This is a genomic window from Vibrio ordalii ATCC 33509, assembly GCA_000257205.1.
Taxonomy (GTDB): Bacteria; Pseudomonadota; Gammaproteobacteria; order Enterobacterales; family Vibrionaceae; genus Vibrio; species Vibrio ordalii.
The window spans coordinates 1-25,059 of the sequence record AEZC01000218.1 but is presented as its reverse complement, the minus strand read 5'-3'; the positions used below and the strand labels follow the sequence as shown (position 1 = coordinate 25,059).

Annotated in this window: 25 protein-coding genes, 2 tRNA genes and 1 pseudogene; 25 read left to right on the top strand and 3 right to left on the bottom strand. The window is 46.0% G+C overall.

Translation table 11 applies throughout. The features are described 5' to 3' along the window. Positions 1-236 precede the first annotated feature (236 nt). Positions 237-836 (top strand): alpha/beta fold hydrolase, encoded by a 600-nt coding sequence (locus VOR_RS18005; RefSeq protein WP_350303904.1) that lies wholly within the window; start codon positions 237-239, stop codon positions 834-836. After that, positions 817-1,053 carry an alpha/beta fold hydrolase gene (locus VOR_RS19225; RefSeq protein WP_350303903.1) on the top strand — a complete coding sequence of 79 codons (237 nt, stop codon included), beginning with the start codon at positions 817-819 and terminating at the stop codon, positions 1,051-1,053. The genes VOR_RS18005 and VOR_RS19225 overlap by 20 nt, the downstream gene beginning before the upstream one ends. 111 nt (positions 1,054-1,164) lie before the next feature. Here VOR_RS19225 and plsY read toward each other — a convergent pair whose 3' ends face one another. Next, positions 1,165-1,767, bottom strand: a complete 603-nt coding sequence (gene plsY, locus VOR_RS0114740) for a glycerol-3-phosphate 1-O-acyltransferase PlsY (protein WP_010320462.1) — start codon at positions 1,765-1,767, stop codon at positions 1,165-1,167. A gap of 187 nt (positions 1,768-1,954) precedes the next feature. Between plsY and folB the strand changes: the two genes are divergently transcribed. The 11 genes and pseudogenes from folB (at position 1,955) to rpoS (ending at position 9,907) form a co-directional block, all read left to right on the top strand. Further along, positions 1,955-2,308, top strand: coding sequence for a bifunctional dihydroneopterin aldolase/7,8-dihydroneopterin epimerase (gene folB / locus VOR_RS0114735; RefSeq protein ID WP_010320461.1), 354 nt, complete (start codon positions 1,955-1,957; stop codon positions 2,306-2,308). Beyond that, the gene (gene folK / locus VOR_RS0114730; protein ID WP_010320460.1) at positions 2,305-2,796 is read left to right on the top strand and encodes a 2-amino-4-hydroxy-6-hydroxymethyldihydropteridine diphosphokinase; all 492 of its coding nucleotides are present in this window, start codon (positions 2,305-2,307) and stop codon (positions 2,794-2,796) included. The genes folB and folK overlap by 4 nt, the downstream gene beginning before the upstream one ends. A 12-nt stretch (positions 2,797-2,808) precedes the next feature. Further along, positions 2,809-3,612 (top strand): undecaprenyl-diphosphate phosphatase, encoded by an 804-nt coding sequence (locus tag VOR_RS0114725; RefSeq protein ID WP_010320459.1) that lies wholly within the window; start codon positions 2,809-2,811, stop codon positions 3,610-3,612. Positions 3,613-3,741: 129 nt separating this feature from the next. Further along, complete coding sequence (ftsB, locus tag VOR_RS0114720) at positions 3,742-4,023, top strand: cell division protein FtsB (protein ID WP_010320458.1); 282 nt, start codon at positions 3,742-3,744, stop codon at positions 4,021-4,023. Continuing rightward, positions 4,024-4,755 (top strand): 2-C-methyl-D-erythritol 4-phosphate cytidylyltransferase, encoded by a 732-nt coding sequence (gene ispD, locus VOR_RS0114715; protein WP_010320457.1) that lies wholly within the window; start codon positions 4,024-4,026, stop codon positions 4,753-4,755. Continuing rightward, entirely contained in the window at positions 4,748-5,233 is a 486-nt protein-coding gene (gene ispF, locus VOR_RS0114710) for a 2-C-methyl-D-erythritol 2,4-cyclodiphosphate synthase (RefSeq protein ID WP_010320456.1), read from the top strand. The genes ispD and ispF overlap by 8 nt, the downstream gene beginning before the upstream one ends. A 219-nt stretch (positions 5,234-5,452) precedes the next feature. Next, the gene (truD, locus tag VOR_RS18800) at positions 5,453-6,496 is read left to right on the top strand and encodes a tRNA pseudouridine(13) synthase TruD (RefSeq protein ID WP_010320455.1); all 1,044 of its coding nucleotides are present in this window, start codon (positions 5,453-5,455) and stop codon (positions 6,494-6,496) included. Between the two features lie 12 nt (positions 6,497-6,508). Then, positions 6,509-7,255 carry a 5'/3'-nucleotidase SurE gene (gene surE / locus VOR_RS18795; protein WP_010320454.1) on the top strand — a complete coding sequence of 249 codons (747 nt, stop codon included), beginning with the start codon at positions 6,509-6,511 and terminating at the stop codon, positions 7,253-7,255. Next, positions 7,255-7,881, top strand: a complete 627-nt coding sequence (locus tag VOR_RS0114695; protein WP_010320453.1) for a protein-L-isoaspartate(D-aspartate) O-methyltransferase — start codon at positions 7,255-7,257, stop codon at positions 7,879-7,881. The genes surE and VOR_RS0114695 overlap by 1 nt, the downstream gene beginning before the upstream one ends. Before the next feature lie 5 nt (positions 7,882-7,886). Continuing rightward, on the top strand, positions 7,887-8,819 hold the full coding sequence (gene nlpD, locus VOR_RS0114690; protein ID WP_029627245.1) for a murein hydrolase activator NlpD: 933 nt from the start codon (positions 7,887-7,889) through the stop codon (positions 8,817-8,819). A gap of 72 nt (positions 8,820-8,891) precedes the next feature. Further along, positions 8,892-9,907, top strand: a pseudogene (gene rpoS / locus VOR_RS18000) (RNA polymerase sigma factor RpoS). 186 nt (positions 9,908-10,093) lie between these two features. Here rpoS and mutS read toward each other — a convergent pair. Together mutS and cysM are read right to left on the bottom strand one after the other, a co-directional pair. Further along, entirely contained in the window at positions 10,094-12,682 is a 2,589-nt protein-coding gene (gene mutS / locus VOR_RS0114680; RefSeq protein ID WP_010320451.1) for a DNA mismatch repair protein MutS, read from the bottom strand. A gap of 241 nt (positions 12,683-12,923) precedes the next feature. After that, positions 12,924-13,814 carry a cysteine synthase CysM gene (gene cysM, locus VOR_RS0114670; protein WP_010320450.1) on the bottom strand — a complete coding sequence of 297 codons (891 nt, stop codon included), beginning with the start codon at positions 13,812-13,814 and terminating at the stop codon, positions 12,924-12,926. A 212-nt stretch (positions 13,815-14,026) separates the two neighbouring features. On the opposite strand from cysM, the gene cysP reads away from it, so the two are divergent. The 12 genes from cysP to VOR_RS0114610 all read left to right on the top strand — a co-directional run bounded on the left by cysP (position 14,027) and on the right by VOR_RS0114610 (position 25,059). Further along, positions 14,027-15,028 carry a thiosulfate ABC transporter substrate-binding protein CysP gene (cysP, locus tag VOR_RS0114665; RefSeq protein ID WP_010320449.1) on the top strand — a complete coding sequence of 334 codons (1,002 nt, stop codon included), beginning with the start codon at positions 14,027-14,029 and terminating at the stop codon, positions 15,026-15,028. A 66-nt stretch (positions 15,029-15,094) separates the two neighbouring features. Beyond that, positions 15,095-15,952: a sulfate/thiosulfate ABC transporter permease CysT gene (gene cysT / locus VOR_RS0114660; RefSeq protein ID WP_010320448.1), complete on the top strand. Its 858-nt coding sequence runs from the start codon at positions 15,095-15,097 to the stop codon at positions 15,950-15,952. Between the two features lie 10 nt (positions 15,953-15,962). Beyond that, complete coding sequence (gene cysW, locus VOR_RS0114655; protein ID WP_010320447.1) at positions 15,963-16,826, top strand: sulfate ABC transporter permease subunit CysW; 864 nt, start codon at positions 15,963-15,965, stop codon at positions 16,824-16,826. Next, the gene (locus tag VOR_RS0114650) at positions 16,823-17,950 is read left to right on the top strand and encodes a sulfate/molybdate ABC transporter ATP-binding protein (RefSeq protein WP_010320446.1); all 1,128 of its coding nucleotides are present in this window, start codon (positions 16,823-16,825) and stop codon (positions 17,948-17,950) included. Before cysW ends, VOR_RS0114650 begins: the two co-directional genes overlap by 4 nt. A 114-nt stretch (positions 17,951-18,064) precedes the next feature. Further along, complete coding sequence (pncC, locus tag VOR_RS0114645) at positions 18,065-18,556, top strand: nicotinamide-nucleotide amidase (RefSeq protein ID WP_010320445.1); 492 nt, start codon at positions 18,065-18,067, stop codon at positions 18,554-18,556. Between the two features lie 133 nt (positions 18,557-18,689). Then, positions 18,690-19,736: a recombinase RecA gene (gene recA, locus VOR_RS0114640; RefSeq protein ID WP_010320444.1), complete on the top strand. Its 1,047-nt coding sequence runs from the start codon at positions 18,690-18,692 to the stop codon at positions 19,734-19,736. A 35-nt stretch (positions 19,737-19,771) separates the two neighbouring features. Then, positions 19,772-20,275: a recombination regulator RecX gene (gene recX, locus VOR_RS0114635; protein ID WP_029627243.1), complete on the top strand. Its 504-nt coding sequence runs from the start codon at positions 19,772-19,774 to the stop codon at positions 20,273-20,275. Positions 20,276-20,396: 121 nt separating this feature from the next. Continuing rightward, on the top strand, positions 20,397-22,979 hold the full coding sequence (gene alaS / locus VOR_RS0114630) for an alanine--tRNA ligase (protein ID WP_010320442.1): 2,583 nt from the start codon (positions 20,397-20,399) through the stop codon (positions 22,977-22,979). Positions 22,980-23,184: 205 nt separating this feature from the next. Next, complete coding sequence (locus VOR_RS0114625; RefSeq protein ID WP_010320441.1) at positions 23,185-24,372, top strand: aspartate kinase; 1,188 nt, start codon at positions 23,185-23,187, stop codon at positions 24,370-24,372. Between the two features lie 92 nt (positions 24,373-24,464). Next, positions 24,465-24,662: a carbon storage regulator CsrA gene (gene csrA, locus VOR_RS0114620; protein ID WP_010320440.1), complete on the top strand. Its 198-nt coding sequence runs from the start codon at positions 24,465-24,467 to the stop codon at positions 24,660-24,662. Positions 24,663-24,848: 186 nt separating this feature from the next. Next, positions 24,849-24,941: transfer RNA gene (locus VOR_RS0114615), tRNA-Ser, on the top strand. A gap of 41 nt (positions 24,942-24,982) precedes the next feature. Further along, positions 24,983-25,059 (top strand) — tRNA-Arg (locus tag VOR_RS0114610).

Sequence of the window (25,059 nt, the reverse complement as noted above, 5' to 3'; positions counted from 1 at the left end):
AGCGGGTGCGCAGCGGTCTCTTTTTAGAGGCCGTTTTGTTCTTTGGTACTTCCGTTTCTGTGGCGTTCTATATTGATTTTAATTAGCCATTGCTTACATTCTGCTCTGAGCTGTTATCGCTCATTTCAATGGTACTATCTGGTTTCATTTTACTAATTGGATTTCACAATGAAAACATTTGTTATCGCTCATTTCAATGGTACTATCTGGTTTCATTTTACTAATTGGATTTCACAATGAAAACATTTGTTATTGATGATTGCCAGATGCGTTATTTGGACCAAGGGCAAGGTGACGTACTTGTTTTCGGTCACAGTTATTTGTGGGACAGCGCAATGTGGGCACCTCAGGTGGAAGCGTTGAGTCAACACTACCGCTGTATCGTGCCTGATTTATGGGCGCATGGTCAGTCAGATTTCGCACCGTCATCCATGAACACACTGAAAGATTATGCTCAGCATATTTTGGCTTTGATGGACCACTTATCGATTGAGCAGTTTTCTATCATTGGTCTTTCTGTAGGCGGAATGTGGGGGGCCGAGTTAGCCGTTCTTGCGCCTGCGCGCGTGAAATCATTAGTGATGATGGATACCTTTGTTGGTCTAGAGCCTGAAGTCAGCCATGCAAAATATTTTGCCATGCTCGATGCGATTGCGGCGATGCAGCAAGTTCCTGCACCGATTGTTGATGCAGTTGTACCGATTGTTTTTTTCAAAAGATGGCGAGCAGCAATCTCCGGCATTAGTGGCTGGATTCAAGAAACATTTATCGGCGCTTACTGGTCAACAAGCGGTGGAAGTGGCTCGGTTGGGGAAAATGATCTTCGGTCGTCGTGACATGATTGAAGAGGTGGAGCAATTGAGGTTGCCAGTACTGATTGCAGCTGGCGCTGAAGATATGCCTCGCCCGCCTCTTGAAGCTTACTTAATGAAGGATGCTATTCACGGCAGCGAGTTAGAGGTTATTGCTAATGCGGGGCATATCAGTAATTTAGAACAACCTGAATACGTTACCGCCATGTTGACCCGTTTCTTGGAAAAAGCACTTAGCTAGTATTCCCTTATTGTCGTGTCATGCTTGATCAAACAAGGCTTCGTAAGAGGCCTTTTGCTTATTCGTCATTGACGTTATTTGCAAGCGGGTTTATCCATCATCGAAGCGAGCTCAAGAACCAAGCGTTTTTTTCTCACCCACTTTCGGCTCTGTGCCAGCAAATAACCGTTTAATATTTTGGTGATGACGAAACACGATGAGGCAGCATAGCATTGCTACCGGTAAGGTATATTGCGGTTTGATCAACCAAGTGTAGAACGGCGCGAGCAGCACAGTAACCAAAGCCGCTAAGGATGAATAGCGAAATAAAAATGCAACGCTGACCCAAGTCAATATGATAAGTGCGGTGAGATCTAAACCGATCGGTGCGATGGCTCCCAGTGCTGTTGCAACGCCTTTTCCGCCTTTAAAATGAAAGAAAATAGGGTACATATGGCCAAGGCAAGCGGCGATGGCGACTAGGCCCAATAGAATGGGATCAATCCCCAAATAGTAGCCGCCCCATACTGGAATGGTGCCTTTGAGCATGTCACACAGCAGTACCACGATGGCGGCTTTTTTTCCGCCAATGCGTAATACGTTAGTTGCACCGGGGTTATTTGAGCCCATATCGCGAGGATCGGGCAGGCGTAATAAACGGCAGATCAACACCGCACTTGAGATCGAACCCAGTAAATAGGCAGAAATGATCATTATCAGTGCGAGTGGTGTCATAAGTACCTCTGCAGTGGAAATGCCCTAAAGCAAGTTCACAAGCCATTGTTAACCATGATGAAAAGCAAAAAAATGTTTTGGATTTCGCATCTCGACTCAGTTTGGGTATATGATATCGCGATTAGGCAAAATAGTACGATTTTTTACGCAATTAGGGTATCCGACCTCTAGAGGAAGAGACGCAAAAATGGATAAAGTCTTTATTGAACAGCTGACGGTGATCACCACCATTGGCGTGTATGATTGGGAACAAGAGATCAAGCAGAAATTAGTGCTCGACATCGAAATGGCGCACGACAATCAACCCGCAGCTAAAAGTGATGATGTAAGTGATGCGTTAGACTACGCACAAGTGAGTCAAGCGGTGATCGCACATATTGAAAATGGTCGCTTTTTATTGGTAGAGCGTGTTGCAGAAGAAGTAGCAGAGCTTATCATGCAGCGCTTTTCTGTTCCTTGGGTCAAAATTCGTTTAGCCAAGCCTGGCGCGGTTGCACAGGCATCCAGTGTTGGCGTTATCATTGAACTAGGCCATGCATGACGACGGTCTATGTTGGCGTCGGTTCTAATATTGAAAGACGTAAACATATCGAAGCGGCCATCGAGGAATTGTCGATCATCGGAAATCAACTACAGATCTCGACCATTTACGAATGTGCATCGGTTGGTTTCAATAGTGCGGCTTTTTATAATTTAGTCGTTGCGCTGGAAACAAGGCTTTCGTTGAGTGATTTCGTGGCGCAACTTCGAGCGATTGAATCTCGATGGGGGCGCGATCCGCAGGCGAAAAAATTTCAAGATCGCACCTTAGATCTCGATATCATCTTGTTTGGTGAAGAAATTTCAGCGCAAGATCCTGAACTGCCACGCAGTGATATCTTTAAATATCCATTTGTCATACAACCACTTTACGATTTGTCACCGGAACGGATCGTTCCCAATGATGGTCGTAGTGTGCGTCAAATATGGCAACAGGCGATCAACTTAGAATCGCTCACCCCTGTCAAACTTTGGTTTGACATTAATTAATAAGAGTCAGTAATGAGTTATTTAGAAGCGTTTTTTTTGGCTTTGATTCAAGGCTTAACCGAATTTTTACCTATCTCCAGCTCCGCCCATTTGATTTTGCCTTCAGCCATTTTAGGCTGGGAGGATCAAGGTCTTGCCTTTGATGTGGCGGTGCATGTCGGCACATTAGCCGCTGTGGTTATCTATTTTAGGCAAGAAGTGGTGACTTTACTGCACGCTTTTTTTTCCTCGATTTTTAAAGGCGAGCGCAGTAAAGAATCGAAACTGGCATGGATGATCGTACTAGCAACCATTCCTGCCTGTATTTTTGGTTTTTTCATGAAAGATATTGTCGAGATCTACCTACGCAGTGCTTGGGTGATAGCAACCACCACTATTATTTTTGGTCTATTACTGTGGTATGTCGATAAAAACGCGCCATTAGCGGATGATGAATACCAAGCCGATTGGAAAAAATCGCTGATGATTGGTTTGGCACAAGCGGTTGCGGTGATCCCCGGTACCTCTCGCTCAGGAGCGACCATCACTGCGGCGTTGTATCTTGGTTTTACTCGTGAAGCGGCCGCACGTTTTTCTTTCTTGATGTCGATTCCTATCATTGTTTTGGCGGGTGGTTATTTAGGGTTAAAGCTGGTGACCAGTGGCGAGCCTGTGCATTTCGGTTTCTTAATGACGGGTATCCTGACCTCTTTTATCAGTGCTTATATTTGTATCCATTTCTTCTTAAAACTGATTTCTAAAATGGGTATGACTCCGTTTGTCATTTACCGTTTAATTCTGGGTGGCGGCTTATTTGCGTTCCTAATGATGAGTTAAATAAAGGCTTGTGATATAAATAGCCATCATTTTCGTGCTGTGTTAAAGCGTCACTTTTTTTAAACAGCACGCTTTGTTTATCGTTTACGTTCTCTTTCATAGTGAGCGTTTTGAATGGTTATGGATGTGATGCGACTTTTTGCGGTGACATTGGCGTTATTATTCGGTTTATTACAGTACGATTTGTGGCTCGGTAAAAATGGCATTGCTGATTATCGAACCATTGTCGATGAAATTGACCTGCAGCAACAAGCAAACGAAAACCTAACGCTACGAAATTCGGAAATGTTCGTCGAAATTGATGATTTACGACAAGGATTGGACGCGATTGAAGAGCGAGCGCGTCATGAATTAGGAATGATAAAAGAAGGTGAAACTTTCTATCGATTGGTCGGTGAGGATAGTCAATAAATGCCGCACAGTACGCTTTCTCTTACCGCGATTGTACCGGCTGCTGGTGTTGGCAGCCGAATGCAAGCGGATCGTCCGAAACAGTATTTAACCATACACAACAAAACCGTTCTCGAACACACAATAGCGACGCTGCTCGCGCACCCTAATATTGATCGCGTTGTTGTCGCCGTCAGTGACGATGATCCTTACTATTTTGCTCTGCCATTAGCCACTAATCCCAATGTTATTCGCGTCAGCGGTGGTCAAGAGCGAGCCGACTCGGTGCTCTCGGCGCTGCAATATGTTTTAGCTAATTCCCTAGGTGAATGGGTTCTCGTGCATGATGCAGCGCGGCCTTGTCTTACTTTTGCAGATATTGACCGATTGATTACGACGGCTAAAGAGCATCCGGTAGGTGCGATTTTAGCTGCACCCGTTCGAGACACAATGAAGCGTGCTGATGGCGAAAACAACATTGATCATACCGTTGATCGCGTCGCATTATGGCACGCACTCACCCCCCAGATGTTTAGAGCCAAGCCGCTTTTTGAGGCTTTGTCGGATGCGTTAGATCAGCAAGTCATCATCACCGATGAAGCATCCGCAATGGAGTGGCAAGGGTTACATCCAGCGTTGGTCGCTGGGCGGGCGGATAATCTCAAAATTACGCAACCCGAAGATCTCGCTTTAGCTGAGTTTTACTTAGGTCGTACTTCCTCACTAGCCGCAATAGGAAATAACCATGATTAGAATTGGCCACGGTTTTGATGTTCACAAGTTTGGCGGTGAAGGCCCAGTCATCATTGGGGGAATTGCCGTTCCTTATGAACAAGGCTTAATTGCTCATTCCGATGGTGATGTCGCTTTGCATGCTTTAAGTGATGCGCTGCTTGGCGCGATTGCTGCAGGTGATATTGGCCGCCATTTCCCCGATACCGATGATAAATGGAAAGGGGCAGATAGCCGTGAATTATTGAAAGATGTCTATCGCCGTGTGAAAGCGCAAGGCTACCGTTTAGGAAATGCCGACGTCACCATTATCGCGCAAGCGCCGAAGATGGCGCCGTATATTGAAGCGATGTGCGTTGCCATTGCGCAAGATCTTGAAACGACGCTAGATAATATTAACGTCAAAGCAACCACAACCGAACGCCTTGGTTTCACTGGGCGCAAAGAAGGTATTGCTTGCGAAGCGGTTGTCTTATTGATCAAATGCACTACAGATTAAATGCACGGTTGATCAAAGCATAATATCGCCTTAATAAAACGACCCAAATTGAAGAGGTAATGGCAATTCACTTGCCTCTCCTTCTATGTAAAAACTATGTAAAAACACGTTATTGATGGACTACCGCCAATGAATGGCACGCTCAGTAACGCGCAATAGCGGCTCATGCGTCGCTGTTTTTATTATTACCGCCAACTCGCGTCAGCGACGGATGAAAACATGTCAGATATATTATCTTCATTGGCTTACCTTTGTGGTAAACCAGCCGCTAAAGCCAAACTAAAAGCCAAGCCAGAGCACTTTAAAGTGATTGAAGACTTAGGATTCGAACTGGCAGGAAGCGGCGAGCACTTAATGGTTCATATTCGTAAAACCGGTGAAAATACCAGTTTTGTGGTCAATGAATTGGCCAAAGCATGTGGTGTGAAATCAAAAGATGTGAGTTGGGCTGGTCTGAAAGATCGTCATGCGGTCACGCAGCAGTGGCTCAGTGTGCATTTACCAAAAGGTGAGACGCCAGATTTCACCGAGTTTTTGGCTCAATATCCGAGCATCGAAATTGTGGAAACTACGCGTCACAATAAAAAGTTGCGCCCCGGTGATTTAGTTGGCAATCATTTTGAAATCACGCTTTCTGAAGTCACCGACAGCGCCGAAGTAGTGACGCGATTAGAGCACATCGCCACGCACGGTGTGCCTAATTATTTTGGTAGCCAACGTTTTGGCAATCACGGCAATAACCTCAGTGAGGCGCGTCGCTGGGGAAAAGAGAACGTGCGTTCACGTAACCAAAATCAGCGCAGTTTGTATCTCTCTGCGGCTCGTTCGTGGATTTTCAACCAAATTGTCTCTGCCCGTATCGAGCAAGATAAGTTACACCAATTTATCGAAGGAGATATCGCACTTGAGGGGGATCAAACGACCTTAGTCACCTTGGCGAATCTTACCGATATCAATAACAAACTCGCATTGAATGAAGTGCAAATAAGTGCTGCTTTGGCGGGCGATAACGCACTACCGACGCAAGGCGAGGCTTTAGCTTTAGAACAAGTTCACCTCGATGCTGAACCTGACTTGATGGCACTGATCCGCAGCAATCGTATGCGTCATGAGCGCCGGGCGGTGATGCTTAAGCCGCAGAATCTTTCTTGGACAGTTGAGCAAGACAATGTGACGTTACGTTTTGATTTAGATGCAGGAAGTTTTGCTACCTCAGTCATTCGTGAATTGGTTGAAGAGATAGCGGTTGAACGCGAGTTCTAAGGAAAAAACTCGATGAAGATTTTATTAAGCAATGATGATGGTGTATACGCGCAAGGTTTAAATACCCTAGCACGCGCGCTGGCGGATCTCGCCGAGATCGTGATTGTCGCGCCGGATCGTAATCGGTCAGGAGCCTCCAATTCGCTGACATTAGAGCAGCCGCTTCGTGTGGATCTCATTGCACCCAATACCTATTCAGTGCAAGGCACACCAACCGATTGTGTGCATTTTGCACTCAATGAACTGCTCAAAGATGATCTGCCTGATTTGGTGCTGACAGGCATCAATCATGGTGCGAATTTGGGCGATGACGTGCTCTATTCGGGCACGGTTGCGGCGGCGATGGAAGGGCATTTTCTTGGGGTGCAAGCGATCGCGTTTTCACTGGTCGGGACGGCTAATTTTACTACAGCAGCGCAGATAGCGCGCCAGTTGGTCGAACAGCATCTCAATGCCCCAATCCCAACCAATCGATTATTGAATGTGAACGTACCAGATCGTCCGTTTGAGGAGTTAGCGGGTATTCAAGTGACGCGTTTAGGTGCTCGCCATCACGCAGAAAGTATGATTAAGCAGAAAGATCCTCGTGGGCATGATATTTATTGGTTAGGTCCTCCGGGTAAAGAGCAAGATGCAGGGCAAGGGACTGATTTCTATGCGATTGAGCATGGCTATGTCTCTTTGACGCCGTTGCAGGTTGATCTCACGGCTCATGAGTCACTGCCAAGTATGGATAACTGGTTGAAGGAAAAAGGGTAATGGCCAATCCACATGCCGACAGATTAATTGAATTTCTGATCGCGAATGGTATCCAAGCTCAAACCGTTTTGGATGCCATTCATTGTTTGCCAAGAGAAAGCTTTGTTTCTCAGGCGATGATGCATCAAGCCTATGACAACAATGCCTTGCCGATAGGCCAAGGACAAACGATTTCACAACCTTACATTGTGGCAAAAATGACGCAGCTTTTAGAACTTGAGCCGCAGAGTAAGGTCTTAGAAATTGGCACTGGCTCGGGTTATCAAACTGCTGTGCTTGCCCAATTAGTTGAGCACGTCTATTCGATTGAACGGATCAAGTCATTACAGTGGGGTGCCAAGCGTCGTTTAAAGCAATTGGATATTTATAACGTCTCGACTAAGCATGGTGATGGCTGGTTGGGCTGGGATGCTAAAGCCCCTTTTGATGCGATCATTGTTACGGCGGCGGCTGAATTTGTCCCAAATGCTCTGCTTGATCAGCTTGCGGAAGGTGGCCGCTTAGTGATCCCGGTTGGCAGTAGTGATCAGCAGTTATTGAAAATAGTTCGCCAAGGCGATGATTTTATTTACCATATCATTGAGATGGTGCGTTTTGTCCCTTTAGTTGCCGGTGATTTAGCTTAGTGATGATGAGTAACCTAAGAAACAGAGTAATAATGGTGCTAATTAGTAGCGTCCTTATCGGATGTGCTGCTCATACTCCTGCACCCGTTTCTGGGCTCAATAAAGACTATAATGCCATTCCTCGTGGTAGTTATCGCGGCAGTTTTTACGAAGTGCAAAAAGGCGATACGCTCTATTTTATATCTTATGTCACAGATAAAAATGTAAACGACTTGATTCGTTTCAATAATTTAAAAAAACCTTACACCATTCATCCTGGTCAAAAACTCAAATTATGGATCCCCAATTACACGCCTCCTGCTTACGGTGGTACTGGTGTAACAGAAGTCATTGCGGCCGCAACCCCTGCTAGCACAATGGCTGGCCTAGTTCCTCCACCAATGGTTGTAGGCGGAGTGAGTAAAAAATCTAATCAAAATGGTGGATCCAATGCCGCAAGTTCATCGACCAAAGTAGCAAAAAAAGATCCTCCTAAGGTAGTTGAACAATCGAAACCAAAAGAGTATGTTGATTCAAAAGGTAAGCAAAATGTTAATGCTAATGTAACCTTTGCTAAACCAAAAGATGATAAAGTTTCAAAATGGTTATGGCCGACACAAGGGAGAATAATTAAAAATTTTTCAGCAGGCGATCAAGGAAATAAAGGGATCGACATCGCAGGACAGCGTGGTCAATCCATTTTATCAACTGCTGCAGGAACCGTTGTCTATTCGGGAAATGCATTAAGAGGTTATGGCAATCTTGTGATTGTAAAACATAATGATAACTACCTCAGTGCTTATGCTCATAACGATCGGTTACTGGTAAAAGAAGGACAAAGTGTTAAGGCTGGCCAAAAAATAGCAACCATGGGCAGCTCAGGAACCAGCAGTGTTCGTTTACACTTTGAAATTCGTTATCAAGGTAAGTCGGTGAATCCAAAACGCTACTTACCGTAAACATACTTGAAAGAGTCATGTAGCGACATTAGAAAGTAGTAATGTCTTGCTAGCTCGCCAGGGGGAGGCGCTATGAGTATCAGCAATGCAGTAACGAAAGTCGAAGAGTTTGAAGACCAAGAGATCATGGATTCGATTGAGGTTGATGAAGAACTCACCACCACTAAAAGCCAAAGCGATGACGATGTTCAAATCGAAGATGCCAAAGAAGGGTTTGATGCGTCAACAAAAAGCTTAGATGCAACACATTAGATGCAACACAGATGTATCTTAGCGAGATTGGTTTTTCTCCATTATTAACAGCTCAAGAAGAAGTACTTTATGCTCGTCGTTCACTGAGAGGCGATGAAGCTGCTCGTAAACGCATGATCGAAAGTAACTTACGTTTGGTCGTTAAAATTTCTCGCCGTTATGGTAATCGTGGTTTGGCTTTACTCGATCTAATTGAAGAGGGTAATTTAGGCTTGATCCGTGCGGTAGAAAAATTTGATCCAGAACGTGGCTTTAGATTCTCAACCTATGCTACTTGGTGGATCCGTCAAACCATTGAACGTGCATTAATGAACCAAACGCGCACTATCCGTTTGCCAATTCACGTCGTTAAAGAGTTGAATATCTACCTTCGCACGGCTCGCGAGCTATCGCAGAAGTTAGATCACGAACCTACCGCAGAAGAAATTGCGTTCCAACTGGATAAGCCAGTCGAAGATGTCAGTAAAATGCTGCGTCTGAACGAGCGTATCAGTTCTGTCGATACGCCGATTGGCGGCGATGGTGACAAAGCACTACTCGATATTATCCCAGATGCGAACAACTCTGATCCTGAAATTTCTACGCAAGATGATGATATCCGTGAATCACTACTGAATTGGTTAGATGAACTGAACCCAAAACAAAAAGAGGTACTTGCACGCCGTTTTGGGCTATTAGGTTATGAACCGTCCACCTTAGAAGAAGTCGGGCGCGAAATTAACTTAACCCGTGAACGAGTTCGTCAAATTCAAGTGGAAGGCCTACGTCGTTTGAGAGAGATCTTGGTTAAACAAGGCTTGAACATGGAAGCGCTGTTTAATGTTGAATACGACTAAAGGTTGGTTCAACAAGAGCTTGATTGATAACGTTATTGATTAATAAGTCATTGATTTATAAACTATTTAATAAAAGCATAAAAGCATAAAAGCATAAAAGCATAAAAGCATAAAAGCATAAAAGCATAAAAGCACAAAAGGCACCGACTTAAAATCGATGCCTTTTTTATTTTTAATATCAGATTGTTACATTAGCTTCTTCAAGCGATAAAGCGCTTCTAATGCTTGGCGAGGCGTTAGATCGTCAGGGTCAATAGCTGCTAATGCCTGTTCGACTTCGCTTGGGTCTGGGATCAAACTGAGTTGATTAGCAATATCTACGGTTGAGCTTTTGCTGTTATTTGGTTGTTGTTGGCTCAATAACTCGAGCTGCGACAGTTTAGCGCGCGCGTTTTTGATCACCGCTTTAGGCACGCCAGCAAGACCTGCCACTGCTAGGCCGTAAGATTTACTTGCCGCACCTTCTTGAACCGCATGCATAAAGGCAATGCTATCGCCATGTTCCACGGCGTCTAAATGCACGTTGGCTAAGTGAGGTAGCTGGTTTGGCAGCTCGGTCAGCTCAAAATAATGAGTGGCAAATAGCGTTAGCGCGCCAATTTGGCTTGCGAGCCATTGTGCACTTGCCCAAGCCAGTGATAACCCATCATAGGTACTGGTGCCGCGGCCAATTTCATCCATCAATACCAAGCTATTTTGTGTCGCATTATGCAAAATGTTGGCAGTTTCGGTCATTTCAACCATGAAAGTAGAGCGACCAGAGGCGAGATCGTCCGATGCACCAATACGGGTGAAGATGCGGTCAATCGAACCGATGCGTGCCGCTTCCGCTGGCACATAGCAACCGATATGCGCTAATAAAGTAATCAATGCGGTTTGGCGCATGTAGGTCGATTTACCGCCCATGTTAGGCCCGGTAATGATCAACATTTTTCGTTGCGGGTTGAGCTCAATTGGGTTGGCAATGAAGGGTTCACTCATCACCTGCTCAACAACAGGGTGACGACCAGCTTGGATATGGATAGCCGGATCTTTACTCAAGGTCGGGCGACAGTAGTCTAAGCTTTCAGCGCGCTCGGCAAGGTTTTGTAACACATCGAGCTGCGATAGCGAAGATGCAAGGTTTTGCATCTGCTCTAAATGAGGCAACAATAAGTCAAATAACTCTTCCCAAAGCTGCTTTTCCACTGCCAGTGCTTTTGATTTCGAGTTGAGCACTTTATCTTCATGCGCTTTTAGCTCGGCAATAATATAACGCTCGGCATTTTTCAGCGTTTGGCGGCGCACATAGTGGGGAGGAACGAGGTGACTTTGGCCACGGCTGACTTGAATGTAGAAACCGTGAATCGCGTTGTAGCCGACTTTTAGCGTATCAATGCCGTGACGTTCGCGCTCTTCAGCTTCTAATTTATTCAAGTATTCGGTTGCGCCGTTGGCTAAATCACGCCATTCATCCAGTTCGGCGCTGTAGCCATCGGCAATCACACCGCCATCACGAATCACAACTGGTGGGTTGTCTTTGATCGCTCGCTCAAGCCGTGTGCACAACTCATCCAATGGTTGTACATGATGAGTTAACTGAACTAAGTGGGGTTGCGACAAGGGTTGCAGTATTTCACTGAGCTGCGGCAATTGCTGCATCGCATGTCGCAGGCGCGCTAAGTCTCTTGGGCGAGCAGAACGCAATGCCAAACGTGCAAGAATACGTTCAATATCGCCAATCTGTTTCAGCACAGGTTGTAATTCACTAAACAAAGTAAGTTGTTTCAACTCGCCGATCGCATCAAGGCGTTGATTCAGTGTATCGATACAGCGCATCGGTTGGTGTAACCAGCGTTTGAGCATACGGCTGCCCATAGGAGTGGCGCAGTGATCGAGCACTTCCGCTAAGGTGTTATCAAAGCCACCGGACAAGTTCTGCGTGATCTCTAAATTACGGCGCGTGGCGGCATCTAAGATCACCGAGTGATCTTGGCGATCAAACGTCAGTGAACGAATATGAGGCAGTGCAGTGCGCTGCGTATCTTTCACGTATTGAATCAAGCAACCAGCGGCGCATAAACCCAGTTTGGCCTGTTCTACGCCAAAACCGACTAAATCACGCGTACCAAATTGTTGGTTCAACTGCTGTTTTGCTGTCTCTAATTCAAATTCCCAAATAGGGCGGCGACGGTTGCCTTTGCGATTGCTCATTAAAGTGACAGGTGTGAAATCTTCAGGAAAGAGCAGTTCGCGCGGTGCGGTGCGTTGCAGTTCGGCGGCCATCGCCTCTTCGGTTTCAGGCTCACTCAGTTGGAAACGCCCTGAAGTTATGTCTAAGGTCGCGTAGCCAAAGCGACCATCGTGGTGGTAGATGGCGGCAATTAAATTATCGACTCGCTCAGAGAGCAAGGCTTCATCCGTGACCGTGCCGGGCGTGACAATCCGCACCACTTTACGCTCAACGGGGCCTTTGCTGGTGGCAGGATCGCCAATTTGTTCACAAATCGCGACGGATTCGCCCTGCTGTACCAATTTCGCTAAGTAACCTTCCACGGCGTGATAGGGAACGCCCGCCATTGGAATAGGCTCACCCGCAGAAGCACCGCGTTTGGTGAGTGATATTTCCAGTAATTGCGATGCGCGTTTCGCGTCATCGTAAAACAGCTCGTAGAAATCGCCCATCCGATAAAAGAGCAGAATATCGGGGTTTTCAGCTTTCAATTGCAGATATTGCCGCATCATCGGGGTGTGCTGTGGTGAAGACTCGGCGGAAGATGCGCTGGATTTGCTCATGTTATTCGTCACTCGATTATCAATGGCTGACTGTGAAAATGACCACCGTACAGGAATGGCAGCGGTCTTAGCTCTGACATGAGTTAGAAAGAATCGTCAGAACATGCATTTAAAGAGTTGGAGGATAACAAACTTCGCTATTGCTGAGCAATCAAGGGATGCTGATGTGGAAGCAAAGCCAAGGGCTAAAAAGTGATGAGCGCGTTCAGCACTGATTAGCCCATTGGGTTGGAGATTTGATCTAAGAAAAAAGACCGGATGAGAGATAACGATCGCCTCGATCGCAAATGATGGCGACAACCACCGCTCCGGGATTTTGTTGCGCGATTTGTAACGCAGCGAAAACGGCGCCTCCAGAGCTGACGCCAGCGCAAATACCTTCTTGGGTTGCCAAAGCACGAGCCGTATTGATGGCATCTTGCTCTTCGATATCGATTACCATATCAACACGTGATGATTCAAAAATGCCGGGTAAATAAGCTTGAGGCCAGCGGCGAATGCCCGGAATTGCACTGCCTTCTGCTGGTTGTAAACCGACAATGCTTATCTCTGGATTTTGCGTTTTTAGATAGCGAGAAGTGCCCATGATGGTGCCCGTTGTGCCCATACTTGAGACAAAGTGGGTGATTTCCCCGTGGCTTTGTTGCCAAATTTCTGGGCCAGTTGAATCAAAATGAGCTTGCGGGTTGTCGGGGTTATTGAATTGATCGAGTACTTTTCCTTTGCCTTCACTTTGCATTTTTAATGCTAAATCGCGCGCTCCTTCCATGCCTTGCTCTTTGCTGACTAAAATGAGCTCACAACCATACGCTTTCATCGCGTCTTTACGCTCTTGGGTGGCATTATCCGGCATGATTAAAATCATTTTGTAGCCTTTGATGGCGGCCGCCATTGCCAGCGCAATACCCGTGTTGCCGCTGGTCGCTTCAATGATGGTATCGCCCGGTTGGATCTCTTGGCGACGCTCTGCTTGCACTATCATATTGAGCGCTGGGCGATCTTTGACTGAACCTGCTGGGTTATTGCCTTCTAGCTTGACCAATACGGTGCTTGAGGTGTGAGCCGCCAGTCGCTGCAAGCGAACTAAAGGCGTTTGCCCGACATATGCTTCAATCGTTGGAAAGTCCGCCATCATGTTGTCCTTAATTTTGTACTCGGAAGAGTAAGGTGACGTATCCACCTTACCGAGCACTAATATAAAGTCGTGCTGGTAATTGGCATACAATTTATTGCTAGAGTTTATTCCAAAAAGTTCTAGTTATCCTCTTTGTTATAATTCATTTTCCTCATACTCTAATTGCCAAGGACGCCATTTTGGCCGTAGTGATTAGGGAGTAGCAATATATGAAGTTCATCAAGTCAGCCTTAGCCAGCTTATTAGCCGTAGGATCGTTGAATGTCTCGGCCGCGGATCAAACCATTCTCAACTCATCGTACGACATCGCTCGCGAGCTGTTTGCTTCTTATAACCCAGTGTTTGAAAAACACTGGCAACAAAAGACAGGCCAAACAGTGGAGATCAAACAGTCGCACGGTGGGTCATCTGCGCAAGCTCGCTCAATTTTGCAGGGGTTAGCCGCCGATGTAGTGACATTCAATCAGGTAACGGATGTTCAGGTGCTGCACGATCGCGGCAAGCTTATCGATGCTAATTGGCAAGAAAAATTGCCCAATGCAAGCTCACCTTACTACTCCACGACCGCATTTTTAGTGCGCAAGGGAAATCCAAAAAATATTCAAGATTGGGGTGATCTCGCTAAAGCTGATGTGGCTTCTGTATTCCCCAATCCTAAAACTTCAGGCAATGCACGTTATACCTATTTGGCCGCGGTCGGTTATGCACAAAAGACTTTTGGCAAAGAGAACCAAGCCGAACAGGATCAATTCCTCAAACAATTTTTAGCCAATGTCGCGGTATTTGATACTGGTGGCCGTGGTGCGACTACTTCGTTTGTTGAACGCGGCATTGGCGATGTGCTGATTACGTTTGAATCTGAAGTGAACAATATTCGTCAGCAGTATGGCGTGGATGAATATCAAGTAGTGGTGCCTAAGACTTCTATCTTGGCCGAGTTTCCCGTGGCCGTGGTGGAAAAAAATGCCAAGCGTAAAGGCACGCTTGAGGTAGCCAACGAATATCTCGCTTATCTGTACAGTGAAGAAGCGCAACGTTTGCTGGCTGGGTTTAATTACCGCGTTCATGATGAAAAAGTGAACGCAGAATTTGCTGATCGCTTCCCTGAAGTTGAATTGCTAACAGTTGAGAGCATTGCTGGCGGGTGGGAAAATGCCATGAAGCTTCATTTTGCCAATGGCGCGAAGCTTGACCAGCTTCAACGTCGTTAATTCGTCATCGCCACCTGCGCTGAGTGTGGGTGGTTTTCTTAGGCATCCGTTTTGTTTCGAGGGTTTATGAGCCATTCCGTCACCGCTTCTTTATCTCGACCACGCCATAAAAGGGTGCTGCCCGGATTTGGCATTAGCCTCGGTACTTCGCTGTTTTTTGTCAGCTTAGTGTTGCTATTGCCCGCCAGTGGTTTGATTATGCAGACGAGCCAAATGTCGCTCACCGAGTATTGGCAGGTGGTGGCTGACCCTCGTGTACTGGCCAGTTACAAAGTAACGGTGGGCGCGGCACTCATCGCCTCATTGTTTAATGGCTTGCTAGGATTATTACTCGCTTGGGTGCTGGTTCGTTATGATTTTTATGGCAAACGTATTCTTGATGCTTTAGTCGATTTACCGTTTGCTTTGCCTACCGCCGTTGCAGGCATCACGTTGGCGACGCTTTACTCATCCAATGGCTGGGTGGGCAGCGTACTTGGCGAGCTTGGAATTAAAGTGGCTTATACCCCCTTGGGGATTGTTGTCGCGATGGCGTTTACCAGTATTCCGTTTGTGGTGCGCACGGTACAACCCGTCTTGGAGGAGATCTCCAAAGAAGAGGAAGAAGCGGGTATGACGTTAGGCGCATCAGACAGCGCCGTATTTTGGAAAGTGATCATGCCTTCGATTAGTCCAGCACTATTGGTGGGTATTGCACTCTCATTTACGCGTAGTTTGGGCGAGTTTGGTGCAGTGATTTTCATTGCGGGCAATATGCCTTACGTCAGTGAAATTACCTCATTAATGATTTTTGTACGCTTACAAGAATTTGATTTTCCGGCGGCGAGTGCCATTGCCTCGGTAGTATTGATGGCATCGTTATCGCTGCTACTACTGATCAATCTATGGCAGGGCGCATACCTGCGTCGAATTCATGGACGTTAAGGAACCGATGATGAAAGTACATCAACCGTTACGAGTCGGTGAAGCACCTTGGGTGAAGTGGAGTTTGATTGGCTTTGCGCTGTTTTGGGTTGCATTGTTGCTGATTATCCCGCTAGTGAGCATTTTCAAGCAAGCTTTTGCCAGTGGTTTATCGACTTATATTAGTCATTTAATTGAACCCGATACGCGTCATGCCATTGGTTTAACGCTACTAGTTGCGCTACTCACGGTGCCAATTAACTTAGTGTTCGGCGTGTTATTGGCTTGGGCAGTGACTCGTTTTGAATTTCCGGGTAGAAAAATATTAACCACTTTAATTGATATTCCGTTTGCCGTATCACCGGTTGTTGCAGGCCTTCTGTATTTACTGCTTTACGGCAGCAGCGGTTGGTTAGGCGAGTGGTTGTTTGAGCGCGATCTGCAAGTGATGTTTGCTTGGCCCGGAATTTTATTGGTCACGGTTTTTGTGACTTGCCCGTTTGTCGCGCGTGAGCTGATCCCGCTGATGCAGCAGCAAGGCCGCTCGGATGAAGAAGCGGCGGTTATTTTGGGTGCATCTTGGTGGCAACTGTTTCGTCGCGTCACCTTACCAAATATAAAGTGGGCACTGATTTACGGTGTCATCTTAACCAATGCGCGTGCCATTGGTGAATTTGGCGCAGTAGCGGTTGTGTCTGGCAATATTCGTGGTGAAACTAATACCTTACCGCTACATGTGCAGCTACTGTATGAGGATTATCAATCGGAAGCGGCGTTTGCTAGCGCCTCGCTATTGGCTTTCATTGCATTATTAACCTTAGTTTTTAAAGCTTATGTTGAATGGCGTCAACACAACAATCAGACAAAAACGAACAGAGAGCAAGAGACGGTATGAGTATACGTTTAGACAACATTTCCAAACAATTTGGTCAATTTCAAGCGCTCTCTCCGCTCTCGTTACAGATTGATGATGGCGAGATGATTGGCTTACTTGGTCCTTCAGGCTCAGGCAAAACCACTTTGTTGCGCATTATTGCCGGCCTTGAAGGTGCTGATAGCGGAACGATTCATTTTCGAGATCGCGATGTGACTCATGTCCACGTCCGCGAGCGCCGAGTTGGCTTTGTGTTCCAAAACTACGCACTTTTTCGTCATATGACGGTGGCCGACAATGTCGCGTTTGGTTTGCAAGTGATGGATCGCCGTCATAGACCAGCGGCGGCGGAGATCACCAAAAGAGTCAAACAGCTATTGGATATTGTACAACTTGGCCATTTAGCTGAGCGCTATCCTGAACAACTGTCCGGCGGGCAAAAGCAGCGCATCGCCTTGGCTCGCGCTCTTGCAACAAAGCCGGAAGTGCTACTGCTGGATGAGCCTTTTGGCGCACTGGATGCCAAAGTGCGTAAAGAATTGCGCCGCTGGTTGCGCAGCTTGCACGAAGAGCTCGGTTTTACGAGCGTATTTGTCACCCACGATCAAGATGAAGCACTTGAACTCTCTGATCGCGTGGTCGTGATGAGCAATGGCCGCATCGAACAGATCGACTCGCCAGTGCAGCTTTATGCTCAACCGAACAGTCGCTTCGTCTTTGACTTTTTTGGCAATGTGAATGTATTCCAAGCCAACTGGAATAACGAGCAGTGGGTCAATGGCCAATCGTTTATCTTACCGCCGAAAGATCACGCGATTAATCAATCAGGAAAGTTGTATGTGCGCAGCCATGAGTTGAGCCTATCGAACAAACAAAATAGCCAAGCTTCATTGTCTTTTGAAGTGGTCTCTGTCAATCCTGTTGGCGCGGAAGTGCGAGTGGAACTTGCGCCAGTCGGCTGGGAGAGTGAGCAATTATGGGAAGCAAAATTAACCCATAGAGCATTGAGTGAACAACCGCTCACACGAGGCGACAAAACCTTTGCTACACCACAAGTGGGATACTTTTTTGGTGGGGAGAGCAGTACTCCGCACACCATTCGTTGGCCATTCTTAGACGCAGATAGTTTGATGTTTGAGATCTAAATACAACGGACGAACGATTGAGAATGGGTACGCTTGCGTGCCCATTCTGTTTTCTGGAGATTCAATCTGCTATAAAGGTTCAAGCGAAAATAACGTGGTTTTGGAGAAGGCGTAATGAAGGCGATTTTTGCATTAAGTGAGCAACTAGGTCAGCAATTGTTAGCACAAAAAGAGATCCTCACCAGTGCTGAATCATGCACTGGCGGTGGTGTGGCATTTGCACTTACCGAGGTTGCTGGAAGTTCGGCTTGGTTTGAACGATCATTTGTGACCTACAGTAACCTCGCTAAACAAGATATGCTCGGCGTCAAAACACAGACACTGGTGGATTTTGGCGCGGTTTCCGAACCCGTGGTGCGCGAAATGGTGCAAGGGGCACTTTTGCATTCCCAAGCCACTATTGGTGTCGCGATCAGTGGCATTGCTGGTCCTGATGGCGGTAGCGCAGAAAAACCAGTGGGAACCGTATGCTTTGCATGGGCTTCTAAGCAGGGCTGGGAACGAGCTGAGACGCTTTGTTTTAAAGGCGATCGAGCGCAGGTGCGCAAGCAGGCGATTACTCATGCATTACAAGTGGTGAGTCACTTTTTATCGCAGCTAAATTGAACCTAGTCGAAATTTTTTCGATACAGCTATAGACACTGTATGAATCAACAGTATAATTAACCCCAATTGGCGACTAAAGAGTCGATAAAAAATTTAACGAGCCGCTACCCACAGCGACAGTTTGGAGAAAGTAATGGACGAAAATAAGCAGAAGGCGCTAGCCGCAGCACTGGGTCAAATTGAAAAGCAATTTGGTAAAGGTTCGATCATGCGCCTTGGTGACAACCGTACAATGGATGTTGAAACCATTTCTACCGGTTCACTTTCTTTGGATATTGCATTGGGTGCTGGCGGTTTACCAATGGGACGTATCGTTGAAGTTTACGGCCCTGAATCATCAGGAAAAACAACCTTAACGCTGGAATTGATCGCAGCAGCACAACGAGTGGGTAAAACCTGTGCTTTTATCGATGCAGAACATGCCCTTGACCCAATTTATGCTAAAAAACTGGGTGTCAACATTGATGAGCTGTTGGTTTCACAACCTGATACGGGTGAACAAGCGCTTGAAATTTGTGATGCCTTGGCTCGTTCTGGTGCCATTGATGTTATCGTGATTGACTCTGTGGCTGCACTGACACCAAAAGCTGAAATTGAAGGTGAAATGGGCGATAGCCACATGGGCCTCCAAGCACGTATGCTTTCTCAAGCGATGCGTAAGTTAACGGGTAACTTAAAACAGTCCAACTGCATGTGCATCTTCATTAACCAGATCCGTATGAAAATTGGTGTGATGTTTGGTAACCCTGAAACCACAACAGGTGGTAATGCCCTTAAATTCTACGCTTCAGTTCGTTTAGATATTCGTCGTACAGGCTCTATCAAAGAGGGTGACGAAGTCGTGGGTAACGAAACGCGTATTAAAGTGGTGAAGAACAAAATCGCGGCTCCCTTTAAGCAAGCGGATACTCAAATCCTTTACGGACAAGGTTTTAACCGTGAAGGTGAATTGGTTGATCTTGGCGTGAAACATAAATTGGTTGAGAAAGCGGGCGCTTGGTATAGCTATAACGGTGATAAAATTGGTCAAGGTAAAGCAAACGCCTGTAAATTCTTGAGAGAGAATCCAGCTGCAGCCATGGCTCTTGATACTAAGTTACGTGAAATGCTGCTCAATCCAGCCGAGTTAATTGTTGAAGAACCTATTTTGAGCGAAATGCCTCAAGAAGAAGAGTTGTAATCTTCTCCACGTTTATATTTCAACAAAGCCCTGCAATGCAGGGCTTTGTTTTATCCATGACCAATAGGGACAGTATGTATTCCTCTAAATCCAAATCGACGTTATCGTGCAAAGAGTGCGCATTGCAATTGCTGAGCCGACGAGATCATAGCGAGCATGAGCTACAGCAAAAGCTCATTAGTAAAGGGTATGATACGGAAATTATCGTTCAAACAATGAGTTACTGCCTTGAGAACCATTATTTGGATGAACTGCGCTATGCCGCAAGTCAAATAAGACAACATGTCACTAAAGGTCATGGTGAGCGGCGTATTCGACAAGAGCTGAGCCAAAAAAGAGTCAGTAGCGATGATATTGAAACCGCTTTATATCAAGAGCCTCAAGATTGGTTTGAATTGGCAAAAGCGGTGGCTGAAAAAAAATTCAGAGAACCTGCGGAAAAAGGTTCAAAAGAACATGCCAAACAAGTGCGTTTTTTGCAGTATCGAGGCTTTAGCTTCGAGCAAATTAGCTACGCTTTATCATCATCGGAAGCTTAACTCTTCGTCTGATCCGCAATTTATTTCCTGCCATGCCTTTTCTATAAGAAAACTAGTCGAACTCTTGTCCATGCTTTACAATAACGCAAAATTATAACTTGAGTATTTCAGGAAGAGCTGCATGTTTATGAGCACTGATGAGGTTCGCCGCGCGTTCCTCTCGTTCTTTGAAAGTAAAGGACACCAAATTGTTGATAGTTCATCATTAGTCCCCGCTAATGACCCAACCCTGTTGTTCACAAATGCAGGAATGAACCAATTTAAAGATTGTTTTCTTGGTTTAGAAAAGCGTGCTTATACACGTGCAACAACGGCGCAACGTTGTGTGCGAGCTGGTGGTAAGCATAACGATCTGGAAAACGTTGGTTTTACCGCTCGTCACCATACCTTTTTTGAAATGTTGGGTAACTTTAGCTTTGGTGATTATTTCAAAGAAGACGCTATTGCATACGCGTGGGAGTTTCTTACTGTAACACTCAAGTTACCCGCTGATCGTCTACTGGTTACCGTGTATGAAACCGATGATGAAGCATTTGATATCTGGAACAAAAAAGTAGGCATTCCGGCTGAGCGCATTATTCGCATTGGCGATAAACCGGGTGGTAAAGCTTATGAGTCAGACAACTTCTGGCAAATGGGTGACACGGGTCCGTGTGGTCCTTGTACTGAAATTTTCTACGATCATGGCGATCATATCTGGGGTGGTCCTCCTGGTTCTGCAGAGGAAGATGGCGATCGTTTCATTGAAATTTGGAACAACGTCTTCATGCAGTTTAACCGTCATGCCGATGGCAAGATGGAGCCACTTCCAAAACCTTCCGTTGATACCGGTATGGGTATTGAACGTATTTCTGCGATCATGCAGGGTGTTCACTCAAACTATGAAATTGATGTGTTTCAAGCCTTGATTAAAGCCGCCGCTGATGTAACGGGTTATGACGATCTTTCCAATCAATCGCTACGCGTTGTTGCTGATCACATCCGTTCTTGTGCTTTCTTGATTGTGGATGGTGTGATGCCATCGAATGAAGGTCGTGGCTATGTACTGCGTCGGATTATTCGTCGAGCGGTGCGTCATGGTAATAAATTGGGCGCACAAGGTGCCTTCTTCCACAAACTGGTTGGCCCATTAGCACAAGTGATGGGAACGGCTGGTGAAGAACTGAAAAAGCAGCAAGCGCTTGTAGAAAAAGTGCTGCGCATTGAAGAAGAGAATTTCGGTCGCACTCTTGAACGCGGTATGGCGATCCTCAATGATGCACTCGATAATTTAGAGGGTAGCGTACTGGATGGTGAAACTGTCTTTAAACTTTACGATACCTACGGTTTTCCGGCTGATTTAACTAATGATGTTGCACGTGAACGTGAGCTGACCATTGACGAACAAGGTTTCGAAAAAGCGATGGAAGAGCAGCGTCAACGAGCGCGTGAAGCGGGCCAATTTGGCACTGACTACAATGCAATCATTAAAGTTGATACCAATACCGCTTTCTGTGGCTACAGCGCGACACAAGGCGAGAGCCGCATTGCCGCTATGTTTGTTGACGGCAATGAAGTTGACACTCTATCTGCGGGTGATAAAGCGATTTTGATCTTGGGCGAAACACCTTTCTACGCTGAATCCGGTGGTCAATGTGGTGATGCGGGTGTTATTCAAACGGCCACGGGCCTGTTTAAAGTTGCAGATACACAAAAACTCGGCAACGCCATTGCTCATCACGGTGAACTCATCGAGGGCGTACTCGCCAAAGGCGATGAAGCGAAAGCCATTGTTGATGCTAAGCGCCGCGCTGCAATTTCACTGAACCACTCCGCCACACATTTGTTGCATGCTGCACTTCGCCAAGTATTAGGTTCGCACGTGGCGCAAAAAGGCTCATTGGTAAAAGCGGAAAGCTTGCGTTTTGACTTCTCTCATTTAGAAGCCATGACGCCCGCAGAGCTAAAAGAAGTGGAACGCCTAGTGAACGCGCAAATTCGCCGTAACCACACGATTGAAACCAATATCATGGACATCGAAGCGGCAAAAGCCAAAGGCGCCATGGCGCTGTTTGGTGAAAAGTACGACGATGAAGTTCGTGTATTGTCGATGGGTGATTTCTCAACCGAACTGTGTGGTGGTATTCACGCAAGTAACACCGGTGACATCGGCCTATTCAAAATAGTTTCTGAAGGCGGTATTGCAGCTGGCATTCGTCGTATTGAAGCAGTGACGGGTGAAGGCGCGCTGGATCTATTGGATCAACAGCAGGCTCAATATGAAGTCAAAGTGGCTGAAATGGCGGCTAAAGCGAAATCTTTGGAAAAAGAGTTGCAGCAGTTAAAAGATAAACTTGCAGCGAAAGAAAGTGCCAATCTGATCAGCAATGTAAAAGAAATTGCGGGTGTGAAAGTGCTAGTTGCTCAACTTAATGGCGCTGATAACAAAGCGCTGCGTGGTATGGTTGATGAGCTAAAAAATCAGTTAGGCAGTGGCATTATCATGCTGGGTAATGTGGCTGATGATAAAGTGGCTTTGATTGCGGGTGTGACCAAAGATCTTACCGCTAAAGTTAAAGCAGGGGAGCTGGTCAATATGGTTGCCTTGCAAGTGGGTGGTAAAGGTGGCGGCCGTCCGGATATGGCTCAAGCGGGAGGTACGGATTTCAATACCTTGCCTGGCGCTTTAGCTTCCGTAGATGCTTGGATTGCTGAGCATCTATAAACCGCTGTAATAAGTCACGCTCAATCACTGTTTTTTGATTGGGCGTAATTTTATTTACCAAACCAAGTGGTCTAATTGGCGCAATAGGATACGAGCCAGTTATCTGCTTGGTTTTGTTTTTGTAACTACTGAATCGATACTCAACATAGTGCTCTGCTTTCGATTTGGTTCTAATGAGACTTTGGTCTTGGGAAGGTGAAGATAGGTGAAAAAGCCCCTTATCGTGCAAAAGTTTGGCGGAACCTCGGTGGGTTCAATAGAACGAATCCATACCGTCGCTGAACACATCATTAAGGCGAAGAATGATGGTAATCAAGTGGTTGTAGTTGTTTCTGCAATGTCAGGAGAAACCAATCGACTGTTGGGCTTAGCACAACAAATCGATAGTGTACCAACTGCAAGGGAACTTGATGTTTTGCTCTCTGCTGGTGAGCAAGTGTCTATGGCGCTATTAGCGATGACACTCAATAAATTAGGCTATTCAGCTCGCTCACTAACCGGAGCTCAAGCGAACATTGTGACCGATAATCAACACAATGACGCGACGATTAAAATGATTGATACTCGAACGATTACCGAGTTGCTGGCACAAGATCATATTGTGGTGGTAGCGGGTTTTCAGGGTGTGAATGAGAATGGGGATATCACCACTTTAGGACGTGGAGGTTCTGACACTAGTGCTGTGACGCTAGCGGGAGCTCTTAAAGCCGATGAGTGTCAAATATTCACTGATGTGGATGGTGTTTACACATGTGATCCACGTGTGGTTGCAACGGCTCAAAAATTAGAGATCGTTGATTTCCCGTCAATGGAAGAAATGGCACGTAAAGGCGCTAAAGTTCTGCATTTACCTTGTGTGCAATATGCGTGGGAAAATGAAGTTCCTTTACGCGTATTGTCTACTTTTGATGTAAACGCAGGCAGTCTAATCAAAGGTGAGCAGTGTCATAAAGCAGTATGTGGCATTGCGATTCAACGCGACATGGCGCTTATTACTGTGCAACATGATCATTTCCCGAGTTTAGCCAAGCAGTGCCAAATGCTCGGTGTGGAAGTGTGGAGTGTGATCGAAGAGGCAGAATGGACAGGTGTCATTATAAAACGAGACGCTTGTGCTAAATTAGCTCTGGTTTTCAATGAAAAAATCCGTAATAGTGAGCCCGTTAGTTTATTGACCACGGTAGGTTTACTGGCTCAGGAATTAGTTGAACGCTCATGTGAATTACTGGCAGAACAAGGGATCGAAGTGAAATCCCTTTCGGTTGATAAACAATCGTTAATGCTAGTTATGCTGCCACTACATGTTGATAAGGCAGCCAATATTTTACATGAGGCCTATATAACGTCAGATGAGCTATTAGCTTCCCACCTAAAACATGTCTCTTTAGGGTGAGAGCGCACTAATAGATAGTTTACGAAAATATAACTTTTAGTGGATAATAGCGTAGTTGCAATATAATACAGAGATTACTCAAGGAGCAAAGAATGCTAATTTTGACTCGCCGCGTTGGCGAAACACTAATGATCGGTGATGAAGTGACAGTAACAGTTCTTGGTGTAAAAGGTAACCAAGTGCGTATTGGTGTGAATGCACCGAAAGAGGTTTCTGTCCACCGTGAAGAAATCTACATGCGCATTCAAGCTGAAAAAGGTAATGGTAGTGTTGCACCTAGCAACTACTAATTATCACAAGGAAGGCTAGCGAATTTTGCTGGCCTTTTTTATGCTTTGAAGTCACTGATATGACAGAAAAGTTTAATTTCACAGCGCTTTGATTAAATAGCCAACGGTTGATTTGATTTTTGTCGCTTTTACCAAGAAAGTGTTTGACATATTTTTGGTAAAAAGTAATATGTGCCTCCGCAAGACGGTGAGGTGGCCGAGAGGCCGAAGGCGCTCCCCTGCTAAGGGAGTATACGGTTTATAGCCGTATCGAGGGTTCGAATCCCTCCCTCACCGCCATTCTTGCTTATTTGGTTTAGCATCCAAATAAAGAACAATGTGCGTCCTTAGCTCAGCTGGATAGAGTACCTGGCTACGAACCAGGCGGTCGGAGGTTCGAATCCTCCAGGACGCGCCA